Annotated in this window: 18 protein-coding genes; 6 read left to right on the top strand and 12 right to left on the bottom strand. The window is 55.6% G+C overall.

Translation table 11 applies throughout. From position 1 onward, the window contains the following. Positions 1-163 precede the first annotated feature (163 nt). Both grxB and mdtH read right to left on the bottom strand, forming a co-directional pair. Positions 164-811 carry a glutaredoxin 2 gene (gene grxB, locus EDC52_RS01935; protein WP_131863571.1) on the bottom strand — a complete coding sequence of 216 codons (648 nt, stop codon included), beginning with the start codon at positions 809-811 and terminating at the stop codon, positions 164-166. 100 nt (positions 812-911) lie between these two features. Next, complete coding sequence (mdtH, locus tag EDC52_RS01930) at positions 912-2,117, bottom strand: multidrug efflux MFS transporter MdtH (RefSeq protein WP_131863570.1); 1,206 nt, start codon at positions 2,115-2,117, stop codon at positions 912-914. A 171-nt stretch (positions 2,118-2,288) separates the two neighbouring features. Here mdtH and rimJ point away from each other — a divergent pair, with 171 nt between their 5' ends. From rimJ to murJ, 4 genes are all read left to right on the top strand, one after another. Beyond that, complete coding sequence (gene rimJ, locus EDC52_RS01925; protein ID WP_131863569.1) at positions 2,289-2,873, top strand: ribosomal protein S5-alanine N-acetyltransferase; 585 nt, start codon at positions 2,289-2,291, stop codon at positions 2,871-2,873. A gap of 12 nt (positions 2,874-2,885) precedes the next feature. Further along, positions 2,886-3,791 (top strand): Gfo/Idh/MocA family protein, encoded by a 906-nt coding sequence (locus EDC52_RS01920; RefSeq protein ID WP_131863568.1) that lies wholly within the window; start codon positions 2,886-2,888, stop codon positions 3,789-3,791. 491 nt (positions 3,792-4,282) lie between these two features. Next, complete coding sequence (locus EDC52_RS01915; RefSeq protein ID WP_131863567.1) at positions 4,283-12,853, top strand: GH36-type glycosyl hydrolase domain-containing protein; 8,571 nt, start codon at positions 4,283-4,285, stop codon at positions 12,851-12,853. Positions 12,854-12,993: 140 nt separating this feature from the next. Next, positions 12,994-14,529, top strand: a complete 1,536-nt coding sequence (gene murJ, locus EDC52_RS01910; RefSeq protein WP_131863566.1) for a murein biosynthesis integral membrane protein MurJ — start codon at positions 12,994-12,996, stop codon at positions 14,527-14,529. 169 nt (positions 14,530-14,698) lie between these two features. On the opposite strand, the gene argS is transcribed toward murJ, so the two are convergent. Further along, positions 14,699-16,429 carry an arginine--tRNA ligase gene (gene argS, locus EDC52_RS01905; RefSeq protein WP_131863565.1) on the bottom strand — a complete coding sequence of 577 codons (1,731 nt, stop codon included), beginning with the start codon at positions 16,427-16,429 and terminating at the stop codon, positions 14,699-14,701. 231 nt (positions 16,430-16,660) lie between these two features. After that, a complete protein-coding gene (locus EDC52_RS20215) occupies positions 16,661-16,783 on the bottom strand; it encodes a hypothetical protein (protein ID WP_268990333.1) in 123 nt (40 codons plus the stop codon). A 371-nt stretch (positions 16,784-17,154) separates the two neighbouring features. On the opposite strand from EDC52_RS20215, the gene EDC52_RS01900 reads away from it, so the two are divergent. Then, complete coding sequence (locus tag EDC52_RS01900) at positions 17,155-17,715, top strand: VOC family protein (protein ID WP_131863564.1); 561 nt, start codon at positions 17,155-17,157, stop codon at positions 17,713-17,715. On the opposite strand, the gene EDC52_RS01895 is transcribed toward EDC52_RS01900, so the two are convergent. Beyond that, positions 17,712-18,854 carry a MalY/PatB family protein gene (locus EDC52_RS01895; protein ID WP_131863563.1) on the bottom strand — a complete coding sequence of 381 codons (1,143 nt, stop codon included), beginning with the start codon at positions 18,852-18,854 and terminating at the stop codon, positions 17,712-17,714. The genes EDC52_RS01900 and EDC52_RS01895 overlap by 4 nt on opposite strands. A gap of 97 nt (positions 18,855-18,951) precedes the next feature. On the opposite strand from EDC52_RS01895, the gene cutC reads away from it, so the two are divergent. Beyond that, entirely contained in the window at positions 18,952-19,698 is a 747-nt protein-coding gene (cutC, locus tag EDC52_RS01890; protein ID WP_131864078.1) for a copper homeostasis protein CutC, read from the top strand. A gap of 147 nt (positions 19,699-19,845) precedes the next feature. Here cutC and EDC52_RS01885 read toward each other — a convergent pair whose 3' ends face one another. From EDC52_RS01885 to EDC52_RS01855, 7 genes are all read right to left on the bottom strand, one after another. After that, entirely contained in the window at positions 19,846-20,571 is a 726-nt protein-coding gene (locus tag EDC52_RS01885; protein ID WP_131863562.1) for a helix-turn-helix transcriptional regulator, read from the bottom strand. 442 nt (positions 20,572-21,013) lie between these two features. Next, entirely contained in the window at positions 21,014-21,964 is a 951-nt protein-coding gene (locus EDC52_RS01880) for an ROK family protein (protein WP_131863561.1), read from the bottom strand. 104 nt (positions 21,965-22,068) lie between these two features. After that, a complete protein-coding gene (gene cmoB / locus EDC52_RS01875) occupies positions 22,069-23,040 on the bottom strand; it encodes a tRNA 5-methoxyuridine(34)/uridine 5-oxyacetic acid(34) synthase CmoB (protein WP_131863560.1) in 972 nt (323 codons plus the stop codon). Next, positions 23,037-23,780, bottom strand: a complete 744-nt coding sequence (cmoA, locus tag EDC52_RS01870) for a carboxy-S-adenosyl-L-methionine synthase CmoA (protein WP_131864077.1) — start codon at positions 23,778-23,780, stop codon at positions 23,037-23,039. The genes cmoB and cmoA overlap by 4 nt, the downstream gene beginning before the upstream one ends. 97 nt (positions 23,781-23,877) lie before the next feature. Further along, positions 23,878-24,273 (bottom strand): MAPEG family protein, encoded by a 396-nt coding sequence (locus EDC52_RS01865; RefSeq protein WP_131863559.1) that lies wholly within the window; start codon positions 24,271-24,273, stop codon positions 23,878-23,880. A 101-nt stretch (positions 24,274-24,374) separates the two neighbouring features. Beyond that, complete coding sequence (locus tag EDC52_RS01860; protein WP_131863558.1) at positions 24,375-25,193, bottom strand: DUF72 domain-containing protein; 819 nt, start codon at positions 25,191-25,193, stop codon at positions 24,375-24,377. A gap of 30 nt (positions 25,194-25,223) precedes the next feature. Beyond that, the gene (locus EDC52_RS01855; protein ID WP_131863557.1) at positions 25,224-25,793 is read right to left on the bottom strand and encodes a hydrolase; all 570 of its coding nucleotides are present in this window, start codon (positions 25,791-25,793) and stop codon (positions 25,224-25,226) included. Between the last annotated feature and the right edge of the window lie 184 nt (positions 25,794-25,977).

Raw genomic sequence — 25,977 nt, 5'->3', positions numbered from 1 at the left:
AGGATATCACATGGCCCCGCAGTGGGGCGTCGGCATATGTAAAGTATTGAAATCAGATGATTGAAGCGATACCGATACTCGGCCGGAGGAAGCAGATCGGTCAGGCCGGAAAACAGCGGATACCACGCCAGACCGACAAGCGGTCCGGCGCGGCAGCGGTGAACTACTGCGCCACGCTGCTCAGCAGGTTTATCTGCGTCTGCTTGGCCATATTATCGCGATACTCCGCCACCTGGGTCGGCCATTCGATACCGGCCACTAACGACAGGGAGCGCAAGCGGGCGAATAGGTGAATGTCGTCTTCAGACAGTTCGCCATTGCAGGCATTGGGTTGCTTAATCAGCGGCGCCAGATCGCGCAGTTGCTGGCTGATTTTCTTGATGATGCCTTCGGAATGGGAAAGATGCTCATCAAAACTGCCGATAGCCGCTTGTTTCTTGTTGACGAAATACTGCCGAGCCTCCGGGGTAGCGAATTCCTCAAAGCGGGCGCGGGCCACGCGCGGAGTAATCGCCCGGTAGCTTATCTCACCATTGGCATCCAGCCATTTGCCCATGGCGGCATTCAGCGGTCCGGTTAATAACGGCTCACCATACTTGTTATCGATATAGTGAACGATATCCATGCTTTCAGGCATGAAGCCGCCATCTTCCTTTTGCAAAATCGGCACCACTTTCTTGCCGACCATGGAAACCGGCCTGGCTTCATCGTCATTAAGCAGGACTTCCAACCCAATCGGCACATTTTTCAGGCCGAATATCATCCTGGCTTTGACACAAAAAGGGCAATGTTCATAAATATAAAGTTTCATGCTTTCGGTGTCCTCCCGTCATTTCATCAGAGCGCAGCAAGCGCGGTGACGCAGGGTGCTTTAATCAGTATGGTCAAGCAGCAGAGGTAATGCAAACCCGCTATCGTCCCTGCAGCATCTCCGGTTCAATCGCCCGATGATGAAACTGGCGGTAGAGGCCGGCCAGGGTAGCCAGACCAATCAGGCCAAGCATCAGCCAGGGTAACTGCGGGATTTCCAGCCGTTGGCCGACATCATAAAGCCAGCCGCCACCGCTGTAGCCGATGGCGCCGCCCAGTGCCAAACCCAGTCGGCTAAAGCCCATATAGCTGCCCCGTGCGCGGCTATCGGCCAGCGAAGCGCCGAGGGTTTCTCGCGCCGGTTCTGCAATGACCGATCCGACGTAAAACAGTCCGATCAGGGTAAACAGTCCTTGCAGATTTACCACCATACCAATCGGAAACAGGCTGATGGTCATGACCACCAGGCCGGCCATCAGCCGGGTTTCCAGACTGAACCGTTTTTCACTCCAGCGGGCGATAGGATAAAGCAACGTCAGCGACAGGGCCGCTTCGATGGCGTACATCCATTTTACCGCCGCCGGCTGACCGGCAATTTCGTTAACCCTGATTGGCAGCATCAGCATCACCTGGACTGCCAGCATGTAATAGCCGGTCAGCGTCAGCACATATTTGACAAACCGTTTGTCACGCAGTACCCGACGCATGCCGTCGAGCATCGGCGCGCGCACGGTTGAAATACGATAGGCCGGGAGCAGCCAGGCATTGACTATGGCGGCGATGATAAATATCAGCGCCCCGGCCCAGCAGACCAGGTGAAAGTCATATCTCAGCAGCCAACTGCCGATCAGCGCGCCAATGACCGCACAGGCGCTGTCCTGCATCATCAGGATCGAAAAAAAGCGCCCCCGCTCATGGGGACGGGTCAATTTTATGACCAGCGCCGTGCGGGGTGGATCGAACAACGTGCCGCCCAGCCCGGATAATGCGCAGGACAATAGCAGCAGCCAGGGCTTATCAGCTATCGCCATTAGCGCGAATCCGGCGGCCCGCATCAGCATGCCGACGATAATCATCGGCTTGGCGCCGAGTTTGTCGGCGATAGCACCACCGAAGATGCCCAGTCCCTGCTGAATAAACTGTCGCAGGCCCAGCGCGGTGCCCACCAGCAGTGCCGCCCATCCCAGCTCTTCGACAAAATGAATCGAAATAAGCGGAAAAACCACGAAAAAACCCAAGACCACCAGCATATTGTCCAATAATAGAAAATACTTCCCTAGACTTCTGGCCTGCGTAACCGATGACATGCCGCACCATGTTAAAAAAAAGGGGTGAATAGAGCCTACATTCTGAACGTTATGGCGAAGATACGATAGTCAAGGCTGCAATATATTTTTATATCGTATTATTGTATTAAAGGCGTTAATTTATCCGGGGTCCTTTGGGCTATTTTTCTGGTCTTGTCAGCGGAGGGAAAGATGTTTGGCTACCACTCAGCGTCGCCTAAGGTGCGACTGGTTACCGACAGGCTGGTGGTGCGTCTGGCCCATGAGCGGGATGCATGGCGCTTGGCCGATTACTACACCGATAACCGTGAGTATTTAAAGCCCTGGGAACCAATACGTGATGACAGCCATTGCCATCCGTCCGGTTGGCAGTCGCGCCTGGGACTCATCAGCGAACTGCACCGGCAAGGCAGCGCCTATTATTTTCTGCTGCTGGATCCGCAGGAAAATGAAGTGTATGGCGTGGCCAATTTCAGCAATGTATTGCGCGGCTCGTTCCATGCCTGTTTTCTGGGTTATTCGATCGGAGAAAAATGGCAAGGGCAGGGATTGATGTTTGAAGCCTTGCAGACGGCCATCCGTTATATGCAGCGGCAACAGCATATGCACCGGATAATGGCCAATTACATGCCGCACAATCAGCGCAGCGGTAATTTATTGGCGCGGCTGGGCTTCGAACGTGAAGGTTATGCCAAAGAATATTTGCTGATTGATGGCATATGGCGTGACCATGTACTGACAGCGCTGGTTAACCCGTCCTGGACGGCAGGTCGATAACAGAGGAAGGCTATGAAATTACGCATCGGGATTGTCGGCCTGGGGAGCATAGCCCAGAAAGTATACTTACCGCTGTTGTGTCAGTCCGGTGATTGGCAAGTGATCGGGGCCTTTTCGCCGAATCAGCAAAAGGCCCGCGCGCTGGGTGAAAGTTATCGTATTGAATGTTTCAATTCTGTCGAAAGTCTGGCAGACCAGTGTGACGCAGTGTTTGTCCATGCCAGCACCGCCATGCATTTCAGCCTGGTCAGTCTACTGCTCGAGCGAGGCGTCCATGTCTATGTGGATAAACCGCTGGCTGAGACACTGGAGCAGGCCGAGCGGTTGGTCAGCCTGGCTGAGCGGCGCAACAAAGCCCTGATGGTCGGCTTCAATCGGCGATTCGCACCCCGCTATCTCGAGCTTAAACAAGACATGGTCGCTCCGGCCTCGGTACGTATGGATAAACACCGTGCCGCGGACATCGGTCCCCATGATCTTCGCTTCACCCTACTGGATGACTATTTGCATGTGGTTGATACCGCCTTGTGGCTGGTCGATGGCGAACCACGTCTCTCAGGCGGTGCGCTGCAGACTAATCAGGCCGGTCAGATGATCTATGCCGAGCACCATTTCCAGGTAGGGGATTGTCTGGTAACCACCAGTATGCATCGCCAGGCGGGCAGCCAGTGCGAAACGATCAGTGCCGTGACCGAAGGGGCGATATGGCATATAGATGATATGCGCCAGCTGCGCAAGGCTGCGGCCGGCATTATCAGTGAGCGGCCGGTGCCTGCTTGGCAAACTATCCTGGCGCAGCGCGGCTTTACCGGCGCGGTCGATCATTTTCTCAATTCCGTTGCTAACCAGACTCCCCCGTCAGTCAGCGGCGAGGAAGCGCTGAAGGCGCAGGCATGGATTGAACGCCTGCTGCGCTGAACGGCGACAGATAATCAATCGCAAGCGGTGATCATCATATGCCTAACTGTCAGTGTCGGCTGGCAGCATTCAGTATGGAGGGGCAGTCTGAAATAAGGCTTGCTCCGTTGACCTTGGATAGTCTTGCCCCATTGACCCTGGATAATAAGGCTTTTCCCATCAGCGGCATGCGGTGAGCCATTCCCCCTGCTAGGGTTAACAGTCAGCGTAATCGCGCATTTTAGCTGGCTGTATCACGTTATCTCATCAGCAAATAAGAGATTGACCGCAATTTCAACATTCTCGCTGGCTAAATTTCATAACTTATCCCATAGTCACTTCAACGGAACACGTTTACCGGAAGGTGAATGCTTTCGCCTATCCCTGTGACCACTCCGCCTTTCCAAGCATGTACCGGTTCAGGCACATCTCATGACGCTGCCTGATGCATATCATTATATATTTCTTTTATTACCTGCTGCGGGTTTTCTCGCCCTGGGTACAGGTTTTCTATGAAAAAATGGCGTGCAAAATTTTTGCAGTTCAGGTTATCCGCGTCTCCATGGCGTGACAATTTACCGATCAGAAGCGAACTGTTCGGTATTGAACGCCTCGAGCAACATGCACAGACGCTGGCCCAGGAACAGCCGATTAGCCATCGGCCGCTCAGGGTGCCGTCTTTGCATTTGCGGCTGGACGATAACGCCGCCACGCTGCTTGCCGCCTATCGGGCGAGCGCCAGGGAACTGGAAAAAGGCAATACAGTGGTACCGGCGGCCGAATGGCTGCTGGATAACTATCATTTGGTTGAAGCCCAGATCCGCGAAATACGCGAAGATCTGCCGCCGAGCTACTACCGGCTGCTGCCCAAGCTGGCGGAGGGTCCTTTTCGCGGCTACCCGCGGGTATTCGGCATCGCCTGGGCTTTTATCGCCCATACCGACAGCCATTTTGACCCGGAAAACCTGCGGCGTTTTATTCGCGCCTACCAGCGGGTCGAGCCGCTGACCATCGGTGAATTGTGGGCGGTGGCGATTACCCTGCGCATTGTACTGATAGAGAATCTCAGACGCCTGGCCGATGGCATGGCCGCCGGCCGCGATAATCGTAACGAAGCCGAAGCGCTTGCCAATAGTCTGCTGGCATCGGATCGCGCCCAGGCCGCCCTGGCGCTGGCAAACCTGCCGCGCGACGATACCCCGTTGAATGTTCATTTTGCCGCTCAGCTCGCCAAGCGCCTGCGCAATCACGATCCCCGCACCACCCCAAGCGTGGTCTGGCTGGAAGAACGCCTGCGCCAGCAGGGCAGTTCGGTTGAGGATATTGTACGCGACGCCCAGCAGCGTCTGGGGGCCTCCAATGTTACCGTGCGTAATATCATCACCAGTATGCGGCTGATATCCGATATTGACTGGGCTACGCTGTTCGAAAGCGTCAGTCTGGTGGATGAATGCCTGAAGGGTTATCCGCTGTATCAGGAAATGGATTTTTCCACACGCAACAGCTATCGCACCGAAATAGAACAACTGGCCCGGGGGTCGTCTGCCAGCGAGCTGAGCATTGCCGGCATGGCGCTTGAAATGGCCCGCCAGGCTGCGGTGGAGCAAACGTCGTCGGTAGAAGCCGACAGGGTCGGCGATCCCGGCTATTTCCTGATCGATGAGGGCAGGCTGGCGCTGGAGCGTAAAATCGCTTTCCGCCCCCCCTGGCATCTGCGTATCAGCCGGCAGTTCATCCATCCCGGCATCCGTGGCTATGCCGGCTCGATCATTACGCTGACGGTGCTGGGTGCGGCCCTGATGGCGGGCGGGCTCAATGAGGATGGGCAGGCGGGATGGCTCTGGAGTCTGGTTTTTTTGCTGTTGGCGCTATTGCCGGTCAGTGAAGCGGCTACCGCCTTGGTCAACCGGCTGGTGACCTGGCGTCTCGGGGCGGCGCCGTTGCCCGGTCTGGCGCTGGAGCAGGGCGTACCTCCCTCGATGCGCACATTACTGGTGGTACCGGCGCTGCTCAATGACCAACAGGATATTGCCAGCCTGAGCGAAACGTTAGAAATTCATTACCTGGCGTCGGCCCCGGGCGATGTGACTCTGGCGCTGCTGACCGACTGGCCGGACGGCGAAGTGGAATGCTCAGCCCAGGATCAAGCCTTGCTGGATGCCGCCGTCTTCGCCGTTAGGCAGCTTAACACCCGTTATGGCCCCGGACCTGCCGGCGAACGCTTTTTACTGTTACACCGTCACAGACGCTTTAACGCCAGCGAATCCTGCTGGATGGGCTGGGAGCGCAAGCGTGGCAAACTGGACGAGCTTAATCGGCTGCTGCGCGGGGCGACCGATACCAGTTTTATGCCGCTGTTTGCCATACCGCAAAACGTCCGTTTCGTCATTACGCTGGATGCCGATACCCGGCTGCCGCGCGATACCGCCTTGCGTCTGATAGGCAAGATGGCGCATCCGCTGAACCGACCCAGATTCGATGATCAACAGCGGCGTATCGTCAGCGGCTATGGCATTCTGCAGCCGCGCATTACCGGCGCCTTGCCCATGGGCCGTGAAGGTTCGCTCTATCAACGCATTTTCTCCAGCCCCAGCGGTATGGATCCGTATGCCGCGGCAGTGTCCGACGTGTACCAGGACTTGTTCGGCGAGGGGTCATTTACCGGTAAAGGCATCTATGATGTCGATGCTTTCACTGCGTCCCAGCATGGACGGGTGCCTGAAAATCTGTTGCTCAGTCATGATTTGTTTGAAGGGATTTATGCGCGTGCCGGTCTGGCCTCCGATGTCGAACTGGTCGAAGAGGCACCGGCGCGTTACGATCAGGTCATGAAGCGCCTGCATCGATGGACGCGTGGAGACTGGCAATTGCTGCCGTGGATCCTCAACGGCAGAAACGGCAGCAGCCCAGTGCCGGCGGTAGGACGCTGGAAAATGATCGACAACCTGCGCCGTTCGCTGGTGGCGCCGATGACGATGCTGGCCTGCGGGCTTACCTGGCTGTTGCCGCTGCCGATGGCAGCAGCCGGCACACTGCTCATTTTCGCGGCCGGCGCAGTCCCGGCACTGATTCCGACCCTGTTTGATCTGCTGCCGCGCCAGCGGCGAATTCCGCTATCCCGGCACCTGCTGAATGTGGCGAGCGATCTGCGCAATGCGGTATTACAGCTGGTCATGCAGTGGTCATTCATCCCCGATGCCGCCTGGACCCTGGCCGATGCGATTATCCGTGCCTGCTACCGGATGATCCGCAGCCACCGTAAAATGCTGGAATGGACCCCCTGGGCAGGCAGCGGCGCTGCCTCGGCGGTTGATCTTGTCGGCTCTTATCGCCGGATGTCGGGCGGCGTATTCCTCAGCCTGGCGCTGGCAGTAGCCGCCCTGGTACTGGCACCGACAAACGCGCCGCTGATCATACCGCTGACGCTGTTCTGGCTTGCTGGGCCAGCCATAGCCTGGTGGTCAAGCCGTGCGCCCCGACAGGAGCCGCAGTCACGGCTCAATGCCTCAGAAGTTCAGGCGCTGAGGCTTATTACCCGGCGGACCTGGCGGTTCTTTGAAACGTTCGTCACGGCCGACCAGAGCATGTTGCCGCCCGATAATTTCCAGGAACAGCCCAAACCGGTGATCGCTCATCGCACTTCGCCTACCAATATCGGCCTTTACCTGCTATCGGCGGTTACCTCCCGTGAATTAGGCTGGATCGGTACGCAAGCGGTGCTGGATCGTCTAGAGTCGACTTTTGCTTCGCTTGACCAAATGCAGCGTTATCGCGGTCATTTTCTCAACTGGTACGGCACGCGCGATTTGGCTGCACTGTTGCCGGCTTATGTTTCGTCTGTCGACAGCGGCAACCTGGCAGGCCATTTGATAGCATTGGCCAATGCGCTGGAATCCTGGAAGGACGAAGGCGAAAACCTGGCCTGGCGCGCCGGAGCCAGGGATCATTTATTGCTGGTGAGGCAAACATTCAGCCACAGTTGTGCATCAAAAAACCAACCCCTGCAGGTTGCGCTGCGCGAGCTTGACCGGCAACTGCTGCTGCGCCACCCGCCGGCCGATCATCTGGAACAGCTGCGGCAGCTGGCCGCTGAGGCGATCGGGCTTGCTGGAAGTCCACAGACAGAAATTGACTCAGGCACGGTTTCTGGCCCTGTTGCCGGCATGGTTGCCGATACCGACGATCACGCCGCTGATCGGGTTTACTGGCTTTCAGCGCTGGGTAACGCTATTGGTGAACAGATTCGTGACCGTCAGGCCAGGGCGGAGGATGCCGAAGGCTATCAATCCCGCCTGCAGCGCGTGGCCGATAAAGCCCGTGAGTTCGCCATGGCCATGGATTTCCGTTTTCTGGTGGATCCCGAGCGGAAACTGCTGTCGATTGGATATTCGTTCACTGAGAATCAGCTGGACGGCAGTTGCTATGACCTGCTGGCTTCCGAAGCCAGGCTGGCCAGCCTGTTCGCCATTGCCAAGGGCGATGTGCCGACCCGTCACTGGTTCAGATTGAGCAGGGCGGCGGTGCGTTCCGGTAAAGGCGCGGCACTGGTGTCCTGGTCGGGTTCGATGTTCGAATACCTGATGCCTTCGCTGGTCATGCGCGCCGCGGCCGGAACAATCCTGGAACAGACCAACCGGGTGATTGTGGCTCATCAGCAGGCCTATGGCCAGGCACTGGGTATTCCCTGGGGCGTTTCTGAGTCGGCGTTCAATGCCCGGGACAGGGAGTTTACCTATCAGTATTCCAATTTTGGTGTACCCGGCCTGGGATTACAGCGAGGCCTGGCCCAGAACCAGGTTATTGCGCCCTATGCGACTGGCCTCGCCGCCATGGTCGATACCCGTGGCGCCCTGGCCAACTACCGCGCGCTTGAGCGGATGGGCGCCATGGGCAAATACGGTTTTTATGAAGCCCTGGACTTCACCCCCAGCCGCGTGCCTGAAGCCCAGAAGATGGCCATCGTGCGCAGCTTTATGGCCCACCATCAGGGCATGACGATCGTCGCAATGGGCAATGCCCTGCTGGAGGGGCGCATTCGCAGCTGGTTCCATCGGGAACCGATGATTAAGGCCAGCGAGCTGCTGCTGCAGGAACGCATGCCCAGAGAAGTGGCGCTGACCCGGCCCCATGCGGAAGAAGTCAAGATTCTCGCGGGTAAACCCAGCAGCAATCTGGTGACCCAGCGGCGGTTTACCGCACTGCCGCAGGGCGCGCCGGTAACCCATATTCTGTCCAATAGCCGCTACGCGGTGATGGTCACCGTCGCCGGCGGCGGATACAGCCGCTGGAAGGATATCGCCATTTCCCGCTGGAGCGAAGATTCTACCTGCGATGACTGGCGGTCATTCCTGAGACTGAGGGACATGCGCAGCGGTAAAATCTGGTCGGCCGGCTTCCAGACCCAGGGTGTGACGGCCCTGAGCGAGCGCCGGATCCGGGCATTGAAAGGCAAGGCCTTCAATGAAGTGATCTTTGGCGAAGACCATGCCGCCTATATCCGCCATGACCGTACGCTGACCACTACCCTGACTATCCTGGTGTCTGGGGAAGATGACGCCGAAGTCAGGCGAATGATGCTGTCCAACAGCGGCCATCGGATTCGCGAAGTAGAACTGACGTCGTATACCGAGCTGGTGCTGGCGCCAATGAGCACCGATAAAGCGCATCCGGCTTTTGCAAAAATGTTTGTGCAGACTCGCTATATCCCTGAGTTTAACGCGCTTATTGCCACTCGTCGGCCCCGCAGCCCGGACGAACAACCGGTCTGGGCGGCTCAGCTTATCGTTGTTGAAGGCGAAACGCTGGGCGAGATTGAATACGAAACCGACCGGGCGCGTTTCATCGGCAACGGCGGCTCTGCGATCCGCGCCGATGCGATAATCGATCGTCAGCCGTTGTCCGGCACTACCGGCACGGTGCTGGACGCTATCTTTTCGCTGCGCTGCCGGGTGCGGATAGCGCCGGGGAAATCTGTGCGTATCGCTTACTGGACACTGGTAGCGGCATCCGAAGCTGAATTGATGGACCTCATTGATAAGCATCACGACAGAAGCGCCTACAAGCGCGCCAAGACCCTGGCCTGGACGCAGGCGCAGGTACAGCTGCGTCATCTGGATATCAATGCCGAGCACGCTGCCGAATACCAGCGGCTGGCGGCGCCGCTGCTGTACAGCGATGCCCGTTTCCGTTCACCCTCAGCCAGTATCATTCGCGGCGCCGGCCCTCAGTCCGCCCTCTGGCCGATGTCTATCTCCGGGGATGTACCGATAGTGTTGCTGCGCATCGAAGATCGGGAGGATATTGCCCTGGTCAAACAATTGCTCAATGCGCATGAGTACTGGCACCTGAAATTGCTAGATGTCGATTTGGTGATCATTAACGAGCATCCGGCGTCTTATCTGCAAGAATTGCAGATTGCCATCGAAACAGTGGTGCGCAGCAGCCAGTCCAGACCACGCTACTCGGCCCAATCCGGCCGCGGCAACGTCTATACCCTCAGGGCCGATCTTATCAGTCACGAGTCCAGAATGCTGTTGTTGTCGGTCGCCCAGGTGGTATTGATTGCCCGCAAAGGCAACTTGAGCGCACAGCTCTCAACCAAGGACTCACCGCCGGTCAGTCTGTTGCCGCAGGGGAAACTTCGCCTGCCATCGCCGGCCGACATTCCATTGCCCAGTGGGCTGCAATTCTTTAACGGCACCGGCGGGTTCAGCGCGCAGGGGGATGAATACAGTATCGTGCTGGAACAGGGGAGCCGCCCTCCGGCGCCCTGGATAAATGTCATTGCCAATCCGCACTTCGGCTTTCAGGTCTCCGCTCGGGGCGGCGGCTATACCTGGGCCGAGAACAGCCGCGATAATCAGCTTACGCCTTGGTTAAATGATCCGGTAGCCGACAGCGGCGGTGAAGCTATCTACCTGCAGAATCTCGATACCGGCACCCTATGGAGCCCGACTCAGCATCCGATCGATGACGGCGGACGCTATCTGGCGTCCCATGGTTTTGGCTACAGCCGCTTCAGTCACCAGACCGCGGAAATAAGCAGTGAGCTGTTGCAGATGGTGCCTTTGACCGATCCGATCAAAATCTCGCGGCTGACCCTGACCAATCGGGGCGATCGTGAGCTGGTACTGCGAGTAACCGTCTATGCCGAATGGGTTATGGGCACCTCACGCAGCGCCAGCGCCTCGAAAATCATTACCCAGAAGGATGATGTCACCGGTGCGCTAATGGTCACCAATCCCTGGGGAACGGCTTTCCCCGGCCGGGTAGGCTTCGCCGATCTGGACGGCCGGCAGGATGCTTTTACCACTGACCGCAGTGAGTTTATCGGCCGCAACGGCAGTCTGTCTGCGCCGCTGGCGCTGATTAACGGTAACCGTTTGAGCGGCCTGACCGGCGCCGGCATCGATCCCTGTACCGTATTGCAGACGACTTTTACTCTGGCTCCTTATCAGACGATTGAGGTGGTATGGCTGTTGGGCCAGAGTGATGGTGCTGAACATGCCCGCCAGTTGATTGAACGCTACCGGGCGCAAGATCTGAATCGCTTGCTGCAACAGGTCCGGCAGCATTGGCAACAGCGCCTGGGCGCGATTAAGGTGAAAACGCCTGACCGATCAATGGATATCATGCTCAACGGCTGGCTGCTCTACCAGACCCAGGCCTGCCGTATCCAGGCGCGAAGCGGCTTTTACCAGGCCAGCGGCGCTTATGGATTCCGCGATCAGCTGCAGGATGGCATGTCCTTGACCTTTGCCCAGCCTGACCAGACCCGGGCGCACCTGCTGCGTGCCGCCGGCCGACAATTTGCCGAAGGCGATGTGCAGCACTGGTGGCTGCCCCATTCCGGTCAGGGCGTCAGAACGCGGATTTCCGACGATCGGGTCTGGCTGTCCTATGCCACCGCCAGTTATATCCGTGTCAGCGGTGACAGTAGCGTCCTTGATGAGCCACTGGCCTGGCTTGAAGGGCCCCAGCTGGCCCCAGGGCAGCATGACGCTTTCTTCCAGCCGATGACCGCAACACAAACAGCACCCCTGTATCAGCACTGTGTGCAGGGCATCGAACAGGTCATTGAGCTGACCGGGGAACACGGCCTGCCGCTGATGGGAACCGGCGACTGGAATGACGGCATGAACCGGGTGGGTGAGAAAGGGAAGGGGGAAAGCGTCTGGCTGGGCTGGTTGTTGATAAACACCCTGCATGATTTTATGCCTTATGTGCTGGCCAGAGAACCGGACAGGGCAGAACGCTGGCAAGCCCATGCCGAGTCGGTCAGGCAATCGATCGAGCGTGAAGCCTGGGACGGGGAATGGTATCGCAGAGCCACCTTTGATGATGGCACCTGGCTTGGCAGCCGTGAAAGCGATGAGTGCCGAATCGATTCCATCGCCCAGTCGTGGGCGGTACTGTCCGGTGCGGCTGAACCTGAACGCGCCCGGATAGCCATGGACTCGATGGAATCAATGCTCATCCAACGCGCCGAGAAACTGGCGTTGTTGTTCTCTCCTCCTTTTGACCAGACGCCTCATGATCCCGGCTATATCAAGGGTTACCCGCCCGGGTTGCGTGAAAATGGCGGCCAATATACTCATGCCGCCATGTGGGTTATCCTGGCATTCGCCGGCCTGAAAGAGGGCGACAAGGCCCATGAAATGTTCAGCCTGCTCAATCCCGTCAATCATGCGCTGAAGGCCAGCGACGTCATGGTGTATAAAGTGGAGCCCTATGTGATTGCCGCCGATGTTTATTCGGTTGAGCCCCATGCCGGACGGGGCGGCTGGACATGGTACACCGGCTCGGCCGGCTGGATGTACCGTGCCGGTATTGAAGGCATTCTGGGTATTCGCCGTGAGGGCGAGCGACTGATTATCGAGCCGTGCCTGCCGCTGGAGTGGCCCGGCTATGAAGCGGAAATTCAGGTCCGGGATACGCTGGTAACACTGGTCGTGGCCCGGTCGACCGACGATCCTGACGCAAAAATCGGTGCCTGGCTTGACGATAACCCTGTGGACATGCAGGGCAATCGGACTGAAATGGTGCTTGCGGGAGGAAGCCATCGCCTGAATATTGTGCTTTAGATCGCTCTTACCGGAGGTAACAACTCCGGCTAGCGATTTCCTGAAGTCAGGGTAGACTATGCCCACCTATAATTGGCCAGCGGGGGCCGCTATCAGATGTGTTTGATATCGGCAGCCGCGGACAGCAGAAAAACCATACCATGAATTTATTGAAATCGCTGGCGGCCGTCAGCTCCATGACCATGTTTTCACGGGTGCTGGGATTTGCCCGCGATGCCATCGTCGCCAGGGTGTTCGGTGCCGGCATGGCGACAGATGCTTTTTTTGTCGCCTTCAAATTACCCAATTTGCTGCGACGGATTTTTGCTGAAGGCGCTTTTTCCCAGGCTTTTGTGCCGATTCTGGCGGAATATAAAACCCAGCAGGGCGAGGAAGCTACTCGGACATTTATCGCCTATGTATCGGGCTTACTGACCCTGGCGCTGGCCATGGTCACCGTGGCCGGCATGCTGGCGGCGCCTTGGGTTATCATGATAACCGCCCCGGGTTTTGCCGATACCCACGACAAGTTCCAACTGACCTCAGCCTTGCTGCGGATCACCTTCCCCTATATTCTGCTGATTTCCTTGGCCTCGCTGGTCGGGGCGATACTGAATACCTGGAATCGTTTTTCCGTACCGGCTTTCGCACCGACGTTGCTCAATGTCAGCATGATCGGCTTTGCGCTGTTTGCCGCTCCACTGTTCGACCCGCCGGTGATGGCCCTGGCCTGGGCGGTGGTGGTCGGTGGGGTGCTGCAGCTGGGTTACCAGCTACCGCATCTGAAAAAAATCGGCATGCTGGTCATGCCGCGCATTCAGTTCAGGGATGCTGGCGTCTGGCGGGTGCTCAGGCTGATGGGGCCGGCGATCCTCGGGGTCTCGGTCAGTCAGATCTCGCTGATTATCAATACTATCTTTGCCTCGTTCCTGGTCTCAGGCTCAGTGTCCTGGATGTACTACGCCGACCGCTTGATGGAGTTTCCTTCCGGTGTGCTGGGGGTGGCGCTGGGGACTATCCTGCTGCCTTCGCTGGCACGAAGCTTCTCCAGCGGGGATCATCAGGAGTATTCCCGGCTGATGGACTGGGGTTTGAGACTGTGTTTTGTGCTGGCTTTGCCCAGTGCCGTCGCGCTCGGTATTCTGGCCAAACCCTTGACGGTGGCCCTTTTCCAGTACGGAAAGTTCAGCGCATTCGATGCCCTGATGACCCAGCGAGCGCTGGTGGCTTATTCGGTTGGTCTCCTCGGCCTGATACTGGTCAAGGTGCTGGCGCCTGGATTTTATTCCCGGCAGGACATTAAAACCCCGGTAAAGGTCGCCATCATCACACTTGTCCTGACCCAATTGATGAACCTGGTGTTTATCGGGCCGCTCAAGCATGCGGGGCTGTCGCTGTCCATCGGTCTGGGAGCCTGCATCAATGCCGGTCTGCTGTATTGGCAGTTGCGCAAGAAAAAGCTGTTTGTGCCGCAGCCGGGATGGCTGGGTTTTTTTGTCCGCCTGGTGATAGCGGTCGCGGTAATGGCCGCCGTTTTGGTGGCTCTGCTGTGGTTTATGCCTGACTGGGATCAGGGAAATATGCTGGCGCGCCTGCTCAGATTGATGGGGGTGGTCATCGCCGGCGCAGGCAGTTACTTTGCCATCCTGGCGCTGTTGGGATTCCGCCTGAAGGATTTTGCCCGAACTGCCCACTGAGCCACGGTAGCGAGAGCAAAACGAAAAAATGCCGGGGCTGGCGACCACCCCGGCATTATTCATTACACAGCTTCAAAGCTTTGCTATCACCCAGCCTCAAAGCCTTGCCATCACCCAGCCTCAAAGCCTTGGCCATCACCCAGCCTCAAAGCCTTGCGCGCCCGGTGGGTTACATCCGTTCTACCGTCTGAATACCCAGCAAATCCAAACCCTGCTTCAGGGTCCGAGAGGTTAGCAGAGCCAGTTTTAGACGGCTCTGGCGCACCGGTTCGCTGTCGGCGTTGAGGATGGGACAGTGCTCATAGAAAGAAGAAAACAGTACCGCCAGATCGTAGAGATAAGCGCACATCACATGGGGAGTGCCATCGCGAGCAACGGTGGTGACCGCTTCTTCGAACTGCAGCAGTCGTGCTGCCAGCAGGGATTCTTCAGGGGCATTAAGCACGACCGGCCCGGTCAATTGCTCGAGTCCGGCGCCGCTACGCTTGAATACCGAAGCCACACGGGTGTAGGCATACTGCATATAAGGGGCGGTGTTGCCTTCGAACGCCAGCATATTGTCCCAGTCAAAAATATAATCCGTGGTGCGGCTCTTGGACAAATCAGCATACTTGACTGCACCAATGCCGACGACGCCAGCCAGGGTTTCCAGTTCGTCGGCGGGCAGATCGGGATTTTTGGCAGCGATAAGCTGACGGGCGCGCTCAAGCGCTTCATCCAGCAAATCGGTCAGTTTGATGGTTCCACCGGCCCGGGTTTTGAACGGCTTGCCATCCTTGCCGAGCATCATACCGAACATATGGTGCTCAAGGGGCACGCTTTCAGGCACATAACCGGCTTTGCGCACAATGGTCCAGGCTTGGGCCAGATGCTGATGCTGGCGAGAATCGATATAATAGATAACCCGGTCGGCTTTCAGTACGTCGTAGCGGTATTTGGCACAGGCGATGTCGGTGGTGGTATACAGGTAGGCACCGTCCTTTTTCTGGATGATAACGCCCATCGGCTCGCCTTCTTTATTCTTGAACTCATCAAGATAGACGACGGTCGCCCCCTCACTGCTCACCGCCAGGCCTTTTTGTTTCAGGTCGGCCACGATGCCGGGCAGCATATCGTTATAAAGGCTCTCGCCCATCACGTCGTTCCGACTGAGCGTCACATTCAGGCGGTCATACACCTTCTGATTTTGCGCCATGGTGATATCAACCAGCTTGCGCCACATGCGTCGGCAATAGTCATCACCCCCCTGCAGCTTGACGACATAGCTGCGCGCGCGTTCGGCGAATCCTTCGTCTTCATCGTAGTTTTTCTTGGCGGCGCGATAAAATTCTTCCAGGCTGGCGAGCTGCAGCTCTTCGCCTTCATCATTCTGGATCTTTTCCAGGTAGGCGATAAGCATGCCGAACTGCGTGCCCCAGTCGCCGACATGATTGGCGCGAATAACGTTATGACCGAGGAATTCTAGGGTGCGGACCGCAGCATCGCCAATGATGGTTGAGCGCACATGACCTACGTGCATTTCTTTCGCCACGTTGGGCGCAGAGTAGTCAACCACGATGGTCTGGGGATCGGCTCGGCTGATGTTCAGACGATCGCTGGCAATGGCCGATTCAACCTGTTCAGCCAGCCAGGATTTATCCAGGAACAGGTTGATGAATCCTGGTCCGGCGACGTCTATCATTTCAGCGATGCCATCAAGCTCCAGCAGGCTTACGACTTTTTCGGCCAGTTGCCGAGGCGGCATACCGAGACGCTTTGCTATAGCCATGATGCCATTGGCTTGATAATCGCCGAACTGCGCTTTTGCAGATTGGCGAACCTGTGCCTCACAATCGGCGGGCGCGCCGGCGGCAACCATTGCCTGACTGATTTTTGTGGAGAGCAGTGTGTGAATGTTCACCTGGATACCTTTATCACCCATGCCGGACGGAAAGACGGCCTTCCTGTTAACGGCATCTTAATATGACTGTCATGACCCGGACATCCATCCAGATGTCGGAGCACGCTGTAAAAAATAAAACATGCTTATACCATAATCAGCGGCTTGCGTCAGTATGACAACAGCGGCGATGGGCAAAGTATCAAGGGGAAAAGGGAAGGGAAGGCGACCAGCGCTCGGGGGAGATTGGCGCTAGCGGCGGCGTGACGATTTACGCGAAGCGCCCAGCTGGTTACGGTTGCGAGTACGCAGATGCTGCAGGATAGAGAAGATCGCAATAATAACCAGAATGGCGCATAAAGTTAATAGCATCATAATTAAATTCCTAGTTTATTTATTTCCTCGAAACTATCTTATTTTTATTCTATATACAATCTGGCAAATGATGTTTAAGACAATACTGAGCATTAAAGGCTAAAGACCAATTCGGGGTGAATAACAAGCAATAGTAATGTTAATATTACGTTGGCGGGCTAATTGACACCGGCAGTTTCTTTTGAAAATGTTATGACATGTATTTTGTTGTTTTTATCATATAAACATGCATAATAATTATTAATGATAATTCATCTATTTTTTAATTAAAAACACAGCGGTTTATAAATTCCTGTTTATAGTTAAAGTTATTATAATTCATGGTGTTGGTAAGGGTATTTCTGAATTAAATCTCTGCGAGATATAAGAAAATGACATGGTTTGACATAGAATTGCTTCAGGATTTACACTCAGACATGCTCAGATTCAGCCGTCAGGTGAAGTTTCTGGCTGACCGCTGCGGCATTAAACTGAACGAATATGGTATTGATCATATTGCGCTGCGCTGCCATCAGGTAAGTACTGCTAATAGGTGGTACCAAGGATTTGAAAAGGCAGGGCACTGTTTCAATGAAAAAGAAATAAACGGCAGGCCAATCGCTTTATTTACCCTGGACCAACGGATTGATTGCGGTGAATTTAGCGTCGACTGCGTTGAGTTGCCCTGGCCGGGAAAACGGCTTTATCCCCATGAAGGTTGGGAGCATATTGAAATTGTGCTGCCAGTCGAACCGTTGCAGTTGCACCACCGGGCGATAGCATTACTGAGCGACGAGGCGCTGCGGGCACCTGATATAAAAATAAAGCAAAGCGCCCCCAAAGCGATGGGAGAAACCCTTTCCAACCCGACGCTGGCGGTGACCGACGGGCAAGTGACAATCAAGTTTCATCCCTACCCGCTCACGCTGATTGTCGCCAGCGAAAAGGGTTAGCCTTCGCTGATAGCCCGTGACATGCGTTCAATAGCCTGCGCAAGTAATTGCCTTGAGCAACCGAAATTGAGCCTGACAAAGCGAGGATCACCGAAATCCCTGCCTGGCGACAATCCCACTCCTGCCTGTTCAAAGAATCGGAAGGGATCTTCGACATCAAGTCCGGCAGCATCGATCCATGCCAGGTAAGTGGCCTCGGGTGCCACCATCTTCAGCCCTGGCAGGGCGTTGATCTGTGTCGTTAGCCAATTCCTGTTGGCCCGCAGGTAGTCCAGTAATTCGACCAGCCAGGGATCGCCGTCCCGCCAGGCTGCAGTAGCCGCAATCAGCGGTAATACACCCACGCTTGGTACTATGCCGGCGCATTGAGCGACAAACCGCTGCCGTAGTCGGGGATTGGCGATTATCGCAACCGAAGCGCCCAGCCCGGCCAGGTTGAAGGTCTTGGAAGGGGATAATAGCGTCACCGTTCGCTGGGCGGCATCCTCGTTAAGCGATGCGAAGGGAATATGCCGGGCGCCGGGCTCCAGAATCAGATCACAGTGGATTTCGTCTGAACAGACCCACCAGTCATGGGCTTTGGCCAGCTCATGCCATTTTTCCAACTCCTGACGGGTGTAAACGGTGCCGCCCGGGTTATGTGGATTACACAACATCAATAATTTTTCATTGCCCTCTATCTGCTGGATCACGCCATCAATATCGGGCAACCAGCGGTCATTCACCAAGTGCATTGACACCGGCAACTGCTGCCGGCCGGCGCTTTTAGCGGCCTTGCCAAACTGCGGGTAAAGCGGTGCCGGTAAGACGATACGCTGTTCACGCTCGGTCAGGGCGCGGGTGGATATATTCAGGCCACTAACCAAACCCGGTAAAAATACCAGCCAATCCGGTTTAATATGCCATTGGTAGCGATCACGCATTCTTTCGCACAGCAGGGTGCCGAGTTTCTGGGGCACGACACCGTAACCAAACACCCCATGGCTTACTCGCTGATGTAAAGCATCGATAACGCAAGGCGGCGAGCGAAAATCGGTGTCGGCAACCCATAAGGGAATCACATCTTTGTTAGCATATTTTTGCCATTTGTGACTGTCGCTGTGACGGCGGTCGATACATTCATCAAAGTTGAATGCCATAGTTAATTCCTTATGAAATTAAAAAGGATAATGCTTTTGCCGTAAAATGAATTCACCCGCAACCGGCAAGGCCGAGCCTACAGGAAGGAGTGACATGATGCCAAAACTCGAAGTCTGCTGCTATAGCGTAGAATGCGCTATGGCGGCTGAACAGGCGGGTGCAGACCGGATCGAGCTTTGCTCGGCACCGAGGGAAGGGGGACTTACGCCATCATATGGCAGCTTAACGTTGGCGCTTGACAGAGTGAACATTCCGGTCCATCCGATCGTGCGCCCGCGCGGCGGAGACTTTTTTTACAGCGACGTCGAATTCGACACCATTCTTACTGAGCTGGAGCTGATACGCAAACTGGGCTTCCCCGGGGTAGTCGTCGGACTATTGGATGCAGAAGGGCATGTCGAGATTCAGCGTATGCAGCAGGTGATGGAAATCTGCCGCTCGATGGCGGTGACTTTTCACCGTGCATTTGACATGTGCATTAATCCCCGCCAGGCCCTGGAGCAGTTAACCTCTTTAGGTGTCGCCCGTATTCTCAGCTCTGGGCAGCAGCAAACCGCTGAAGCGGGATTAGCATTATTACGGGAACTTAACAGCCTGAGCCGCGGTCCAATTATTATGGCTGGGGCGGGCGTCAGAATGACCAATGTTCACAAGTTCCAGCAATGCGGCATCAAGGAACTTCACAGTTCCGCCGGGCGTTTTGTTCCGTCGATGATGCGTTATCGCAAAGCAGGCGTCAGCATGAGCGCTGACAATGAAGCCGATGAATTTACCCATTATTGCGTAGATGGAGATATGGTTGCCGCTATGAAGCATGCGTTGGCAGCCAGCCATACCGCTTAGCGAAGTAATGACAGCAGATTTTGCCGCGCACACGAACTAACCCCCGTGATGCTTGCAAGTACCCAGCCCCAACATTTTCTTGGGGCTTTTTTTTATGCCGCCTGGCTTAGACACGATATGCATGGCTTCCCTTACCCCCGACGGTGCCTAACTGACCAACGGAATATAGGAGTTTGGGTTGATATACAAGGTAGGTGCGTAATTGTAATATCCATGCGCCCGGCAATATTCTTTTAATTGTACCAACGAATTAACATCTATTTTCTGATATATTATTGCCAATTTATTTTCAATGGTTCGATGAGACAGATTCAATTTTTTCGCAATCTCTTTCGCGCTCATGGATTGCAAGGTAAAAAATATCACATTGAATTCTTGATCGGTAAATAATTTATCAGGAGGGCCAAAGCTCAGCGTTTCTGGATGAAATCCATTCTCGAAATGATACATTGAATAAATTTCCAGTTTCTTCCCCCGACCCACGATGCCGATACTTCGGCCTTCTTTTATCAACGGTGTTATTTCCAGCAGAAAAGGTTGAATTCTTTTTTCTTTGCCGCCGAAAGTGAAGGTATTCAAGACCGGTATGGTCTGCTTTCGCGCCATCACGTTTTTATCATTAGCCTGGATGATCTCCTCATGCTCAGACCAGGGCGCCGGGCATTCGCTGTCCAATTTTCCTTTTATATCAAAACCCTTTGGCAGGCCGCTGTAATGCAGCATGACGTCGTTGCCATAGACAAAACGGGATTCGGCATCTTTTATTACCCAGAAATCAGTGCTGGTGTCCATATAGGAGATGAAGGCGTCAAAACTGGTGGAATGGACATCGAGCTCATTATTGACAGAAAAACTCATGATTTCAGTTTCCATAGTTATCCCTTCGTTAAAGAATAGTGATGAGAGATGGATTTCATCTTGAACATATGAAAGATAAGTTTTCCACATTAGCACTGCTTTTTTTACGTTACAATAGCCAAAGAAATATCGAGCAGAAAAATAAAAGCCGATGAATGGGGAATTCATTAATATATTATCAGCTACGCAATAATTAATTATGATATTGGGGGCGTAACGCGCTTATTTTCCAATGAGGGATTAACGGCGAAAAAAGGATTGAATTAACCGGCTTGGGCCTCTTTACGGTATTATCCAGCCGGTCTTGGTTAATAGACAGAATAAATATCCAGGCACGCCGTGGGAGTAGGTCGCGTTTTGTCGAACCGGCCGGCAGCGTCAGTCATTGATTCTTGCGGCGGGAAGTCGCTCACCTGTGGCTTCGCCGGTTGGGTCACCTGTGGCTTCGCCGGTTGGGTCACCGCCCGGCGGCCCGCATATGTCCCAGCACCGATGCCCCGACCAGACCGCCTTGCTGGGAAAAACGGCCTGCTACTACCACCGGGTCAGGGCTGCGTCTCAGTATCAGTTGGCGAACCAACCTATCAAGCGCCTCTATCAACGGTTCGACAGCGGCCAGCCCGCCGCCGACGACAATCAGCGAGGCACCGGTCATATTCAGGCAATAGGCCAGAGGTTCGCTCACCACTTGCAGCCAGGCCGCGACGGTTAATCTGGCGTGGGGTTCATCCCGTTGCCAGTGCCCGATGATGGTCCGGCTGTCGGCAGACTGCCCATGCAGCAGCAGATGTATTTTTTCCAGGCCGCGCGCGCCGCCATAGGTGTCAAGGCAGCCGCTCTGTCCACAGCTGCAAGGCTGCCTGGGCAAGGAATAGCGGGCGCCATCAAGCTGCAATTCGGTCCGGGTAATCGGGCCGTGACCCCATTCCCCGGTCAGGCCATCAGCACCAGAAACTGTCTGGCCGTTGATCACCAGTCCGCCGCCTACACCGGTACCCAGAATGGCGGCGAAAACGATTGGCAGGCCTTTGCCTCGGCCTTGGGTGGCCTCGGCCAGGGCGAAGCAGTCGGCATCATTGGCCAACCACACCTGCCGATTGAGACATTGCGTCAGCTCTGTGACCAGTAAATGCCCGCTGAAGGCCGGGATGTTGCTGGCGAATACTTCGCCGGTTGGCGAAACAATGCCGGCCGCGGAAATAGCCAGCGGCGTGTCGGCCGCATAATGGGCCTGATGCGCCGAGACCAGTTTCTTCAGAGCACCGACAAATTCATCCCAGCAGTGGGCTGGCATGGCGATTTTATCCAGGCCGACAACGTCGGAGGGCTGGGGTGAGAGGCCGAATTTAATATACGAGCCGCCGATATCAGCACACAGCACCGGGCTAGGGGTAACGACTGCATTCATGAATTATCGCCTTTATCTGGCCAGACCCACACACCGCAATGGGGTGGCTGTCGGTCACTTAAAACGTCTTCACCGGAGGTAACCGATAATCTGTAGAGGCTGCGTCAGGATTTACGCGCCACTATTACCGCCCGCAGGGGCGCGGGGTACCCTTCTACTGTGAGTCTGGGATCGTCCGGATGCAGGAAGTCGGCCAGTGATTCACTGGTCATCCAGTCGGTGCGGCGTTGCTCTTCAATGCTGGTGGCGCACAGGTCCGCCAGCCGGATGTCATTGAAGCCGCACTTTTCCAGCCAGCGCATCAGGGCCGCCGCCGATGGAATAAAATACACGTTACGCATCTGGGCATAACGTTCGCCGGGCACCAGAACCTGGTTTTCATCCCCTTCGATAACCAACGTCTCAAGCACCAGTTCGCCGTCGGCAACCAGCTGATTCCTTAACTGCAGCAGATGATCGAGCGGGGATCGGCGATGATAAAGCACACCCATGGAAAAGACGCTGTCAAACGCGGCCAGCTCAGGCAACTGCTCAATGCCGAGCGGCAGCAGATGGGCGCGCTGGTCGCCGCCCAGCAGTTTCCTTACCGCTTCAAACTGGCAGAAAAACAACTGCATCGGATCTATGCCAACCGCCAGTTGCGCTCCGGCGCCAATCATCCTCCAGAGGTGATAGCCACTGCCGCAGCCCACATCCAGTATGGTGCGACCGGCCAGCGGACTGATATGGGGCAGCACTCGCTCCCATTTCCAGTCAGAGCGCCATTCGGTATCAATATCGATGCCATACAGCGAGAACGGGCCTTTGCGCCACGGCATCAGTTGACGCAGCAGTGATTCGATGCCCTGCTGCTGGCCATTCGGCAGAGGCGTTCCAGCCGCCGCCGTAACCCCATGGAGCAAATCGACGCTGTACGGGGTCAGGGCCGGCAACCGCTCGACCGCATTGAACCACTGGCTGAATTTCCCGTGACGACTGTGTTGCCGCCAGGCGCTGAGCTGTGGGGGCAAGGTATTGAGCCAATGGCTCAGGGGCCCCTTGGCAATCAACTGGTAAAAATCGCCGAAATCGGTCATTGGTCCGCCTCTGGCTTAAGCGCCACCAGCGATCCGAAATTGAAACACTGGAACCAGAGTTCGGCATGGCCGAATCCTGCCTGTTCCAGGCGCTTTTTGTGGGTTTCCACCGAGTCGGTCATCATCACATTTTCCAGCATGCTGCGCTTCTGGCTGATTTCCAGTTCGCTGTAACCATTGGCCCGTTTGAAGTCATGGTGCATGTTGTAGAGCAACTCACCTATCTGGGCATTCTCGAAACTGAATTTCTCAGAAAGCACCACCGCGCCGCCAGGATTCAATCCCTGATAAACGCGATTCAGCAATTGCTGACGGTCAGCGGGTTCAAGGAACTGGAGGGTAAAATTGAGCACTATCATTGAGGCATTTTCGATAGGAATATCCCGGATATCCGCCTCAATCACATCCACCGGCGTAGGGGCTCGAAAGGCGTCGATATGACGGCGACAGCGATCCACCATGGCCGGTGAATTATCTACCGCGATAATCCGACAGCCTTCGACATCGATGGCACGACGCATGGAAAGGGTGGCTGCACCCAGCGAGCAGCCGAGATCATAAACTCGGGAACCGGGGCGGACAAAGCGTCCCGCCAGCATGCCAATCATCGACACTATATTGGAGTAGCCGGGGACCGAGCGTTGAATCATATCGGGAAAAACTTCTGCAACCCGTTCATCGAAGGTCCAGTCGCCCAATTTTGCTATCGGGGCAGAGAAAAGGATATCGCGGTTTATCATTGAAATAGGGTAGTGAGTTATGGAAAGCCAGTATTCTAACAGATAGCGGCCACAAAGCATGCCTGTACATGCTTTGTGGCCAAATAAACCGGTGCAGTCAATCGAAGTCGAATACCAGTTCCCAAGGCATATACCAGAGATTAAACAGGGTCATCAGGATGAGCGAGACGAACGTCGCGCTCATACCGGAACGTCGCCAGCGGTATTCCCGCTGCCGTAATCCGGCATAATGCAGCAGGCGTCCCACCATCAACAGTAAACCACATAAATGGAGAGACCAGGTTGATGCGCCATCCATTTCCATAACGATGAGCAGAATAAGGCCAATGGGAATATATTCAACCGTATTACCATGAACACGAATCGCGGTCTGCAGCTCATAAAACCCGCCATCGCCATAGGCTACCTGATACTGGGTGCGCAATTTCATCACATCATAGGACAATTTAATCAACAACATGGCGCCAAACACGACATAGAGCGCGCTAACCATCTCAAACTCCGTTCTTTCATTCAGACCAGCGAGCGGAATAATAACCTGAGTTCATGGCGCTGTCGTCGATCAAGCTCAATAAAGCCTGGATTTTTTTAGCGTTAAAACAACAGATTCTGCTGAGGCCAGTCGGGGGCAGCCGGCATATCAGTGAATTTCTCCGCCAGCAGCGGCCATAATGCCTGTGCCAGTTCAGGTGCCTGGGCGATATCAGGCGTATGAATAAACAGGAAGGGACACGCCTTGGAACGCCAACCGTCAAGCGTGTCAAGCCAGGGGGAAAAAAGAGTGAGGTTATCGTCCAGCGAATCAGCGCCGATGAAACGCACCAGGGGCCGGTCGGCGGTCAACAGCGCATGGACCGGCACGTTAGGTTTTTGCTTTTTCGCCGCCAGTAGCGCGGCTGACGTCGGCATCGCGGCATGCACCGGACGGCTGTCCATGACCACCCGGTTGATTTTACGCTGATGCAGACCCTGGTTCAGCCGGCGTTCATCCTCCTGTTTGGCGAAGAACAGCGGATGCCGTACCTCCACGCCATAGCTGAAGCCCTGAGGCAAGCCATCGAGAAAGGTCCACAGCCGTTCCAATCCCTCAGGTCCAAAGGTGGCCGGCAACTGCAGCCAGTACTGGCCGATACGATCGGCCAGCGGCGACAGCGCCTGGAAAAAGTCTGCCTGTAGCGCGTCGGTATCAAGCAGCGCCGCCTGGTGACTGATGCTGGCCGGGAATTTGAAACAAAAACGGAAATGATCAGGCGTCATGGCGCGCCATTCCATGACCCGGCCCCGGTCGGGCAGGGCATAGAAGGTGGTATTTCCTTCGACGCAGTTGAACTGGCGGGCATAATCGGCCAGGGTGCGCATACCGAACCTTCCCCAGCCGTTGTGCTGCCATTGAGGCAGTCCGATATACCTCATCGATGCTTTTCTCTCGGCAATGGATGACGGTTATTCTACAGTCGCCAAAATTTGTTCACAATGCCGCACCCGACCAATGCGCGGAAAAATATGGGTGAAGCTGGCATCATGCTGGGCCTTGTCGTGGGCGCTGCAGGCATCCTCCACCAAGGTCAGCTCAAAGCCCAGCTCCCACGCGTTGCGAGCGGTAGACTCCACCCCGATGTTGGTCGAAATACCGGCCAGCACCATACCCGTGATACCGCGTCGACGCAGCTGCATTTCCAGATCGGTACCGTAAAATGCGCCCCACTGGCGTTTTATAATGCGGATATCGCTGTCCTGGACACCAAGCTCGGCCGGAAAATCCCACCAGTTTTCCGGTAAACCTTTACCGCCCACCGGCGCGTCTACCGGCTGCTTCAGCGCTTCGGCAAAATCCGGCGACCAGCCGACCCGCACCAGAAAAACCGGCGCCTGCCTGCGGCGAAACGCATCGGCCAGCCGACGGGCATTAGCCACTACCTGCTGAGCAGAATGAGGTCCGCCGGCAAAAGGCAGTATTCCCTGTTGTAAATCAATCAGTACCAGCGCAGTACGCGTAGTATTCAGTGTCGTCATGGCTTTTCTCCCGAAACAGATAATCGAACCCCAGAGTAGGATAAATACGCATAGTTCGAACAGGGCGTGGGCGGCTAAAGTTGTTAATAAATATGTGGGGGGATAATTATTTGGTCAACTGGCATGCGCGGCGCGCCAGTGGACTTATGCTCCGGGCGAATTTACTTTATAATGGCCGCCTTTT

The sequence above is a fragment of the Biostraticola tofi genome (genome assembly GCF_004343195.1).
GTDB lineage: Bacteria > Pseudomonadota > Gammaproteobacteria > Enterobacterales > Enterobacteriaceae > Biostraticola > Biostraticola tofi.
This window is presented reverse-complemented; position numbering and strand designations above follow the sequence as displayed.

What these genes read in the sequence shown, in the direction of transcription:
- cmoB (WP_131863560.1), bottom strand. Translation starts at nt 23,040, where the DNA reads ATGACCGATTTCGGCGATTTTTACCAGTTGATTGCCAAGGGGCCCCTG.
- EDC52_RS01880 (WP_131863561.1), bottom strand. Translation starts at nt 21,964, where the DNA reads ATGAATGCAGTCGTTACCCCTAGCCCGGTGCTGTGTGCTGATATCGGC.
- grxB (WP_131863571.1), bottom strand. Translation starts at nt 811, where the DNA reads ATGAAACTTTATATTTATGAACATTGCCCTTTTTGTGTCAAAGCCAGG.
- EDC52_RS01900 (WP_131863564.1), top strand. Translation starts at nt 17,155, where the DNA reads ATGACATGGTTTGACATAGAATTGCTTCAGGATTTACACTCAGACATG.
- EDC52_RS01860 (WP_131863558.1), bottom strand. Translation starts at nt 25,193, where the DNA reads ATGAGGTATATCGGACTGCCTCAATGGCAGCACAACGGCTGGGGAAGG.
- EDC52_RS01865 (WP_131863559.1), bottom strand. Translation starts at nt 24,273, where the DNA reads ATGGTTAGCGCGCTCTATGTCGTGTTTGGCGCCATGTTGTTGATTAAA.
- cmoA (WP_131864077.1), bottom strand. Translation starts at nt 23,780, where the DNA reads ATGATAAACCGCGATATCCTTTTCTCTGCCCCGATAGCAAAATTGGGC.
- EDC52_RS01855 (WP_131863557.1), bottom strand. Translation starts at nt 25,793, where the DNA reads ATGACGACACTGAATACTACGCGTACTGCGCTGGTACTGATTGATTTA.
- cutC (WP_131864078.1), top strand. Translation starts at nt 18,952, where the DNA reads ATGCCAAAACTCGAAGTCTGCTGCTATAGCGTAGAATGCGCTATGGCG.
- EDC52_RS01920 (WP_131863568.1), top strand. Translation starts at nt 2,886, where the DNA reads ATGAAATTACGCATCGGGATTGTCGGCCTGGGGAGCATAGCCCAGAAA.
- mdtH (WP_131863570.1), bottom strand. Translation starts at nt 2,117, where the DNA reads ATGTCATCGGTTACGCAGGCCAGAAGTCTAGGGAAGTATTTTCTATTA.
- EDC52_RS01895 (WP_131863563.1), bottom strand. Translation starts at nt 18,854, where the DNA reads ATGGCATTCAACTTTGATGAATGTATCGACCGCCGTCACAGCGACAGT.
- EDC52_RS01885 (WP_131863562.1), bottom strand. Translation starts at nt 20,571, where the DNA reads ATGGAAACTGAAATCATGAGTTTTTCTGTCAATAATGAGCTCGATGTC.
- EDC52_RS20215 (WP_268990333.1), bottom strand. Translation starts at nt 16,783, where the DNA reads ATGATGCTATTAACTTTATGCGCCATTCTGGTTATTATTGCGATCTTC.
- murJ (WP_131863566.1), top strand. Translation starts at nt 12,994, where the DNA reads ATGAATTTATTGAAATCGCTGGCGGCCGTCAGCTCCATGACCATGTTT.
- EDC52_RS01915 (WP_131863567.1), top strand. Translation starts at nt 4,283, where the DNA reads ATGAAAAAATGGCGTGCAAAATTTTTGCAGTTCAGGTTATCCGCGTCT.
- rimJ (WP_131863569.1), top strand. Translation starts at nt 2,289, where the DNA reads ATGTTTGGCTACCACTCAGCGTCGCCTAAGGTGCGACTGGTTACCGAC.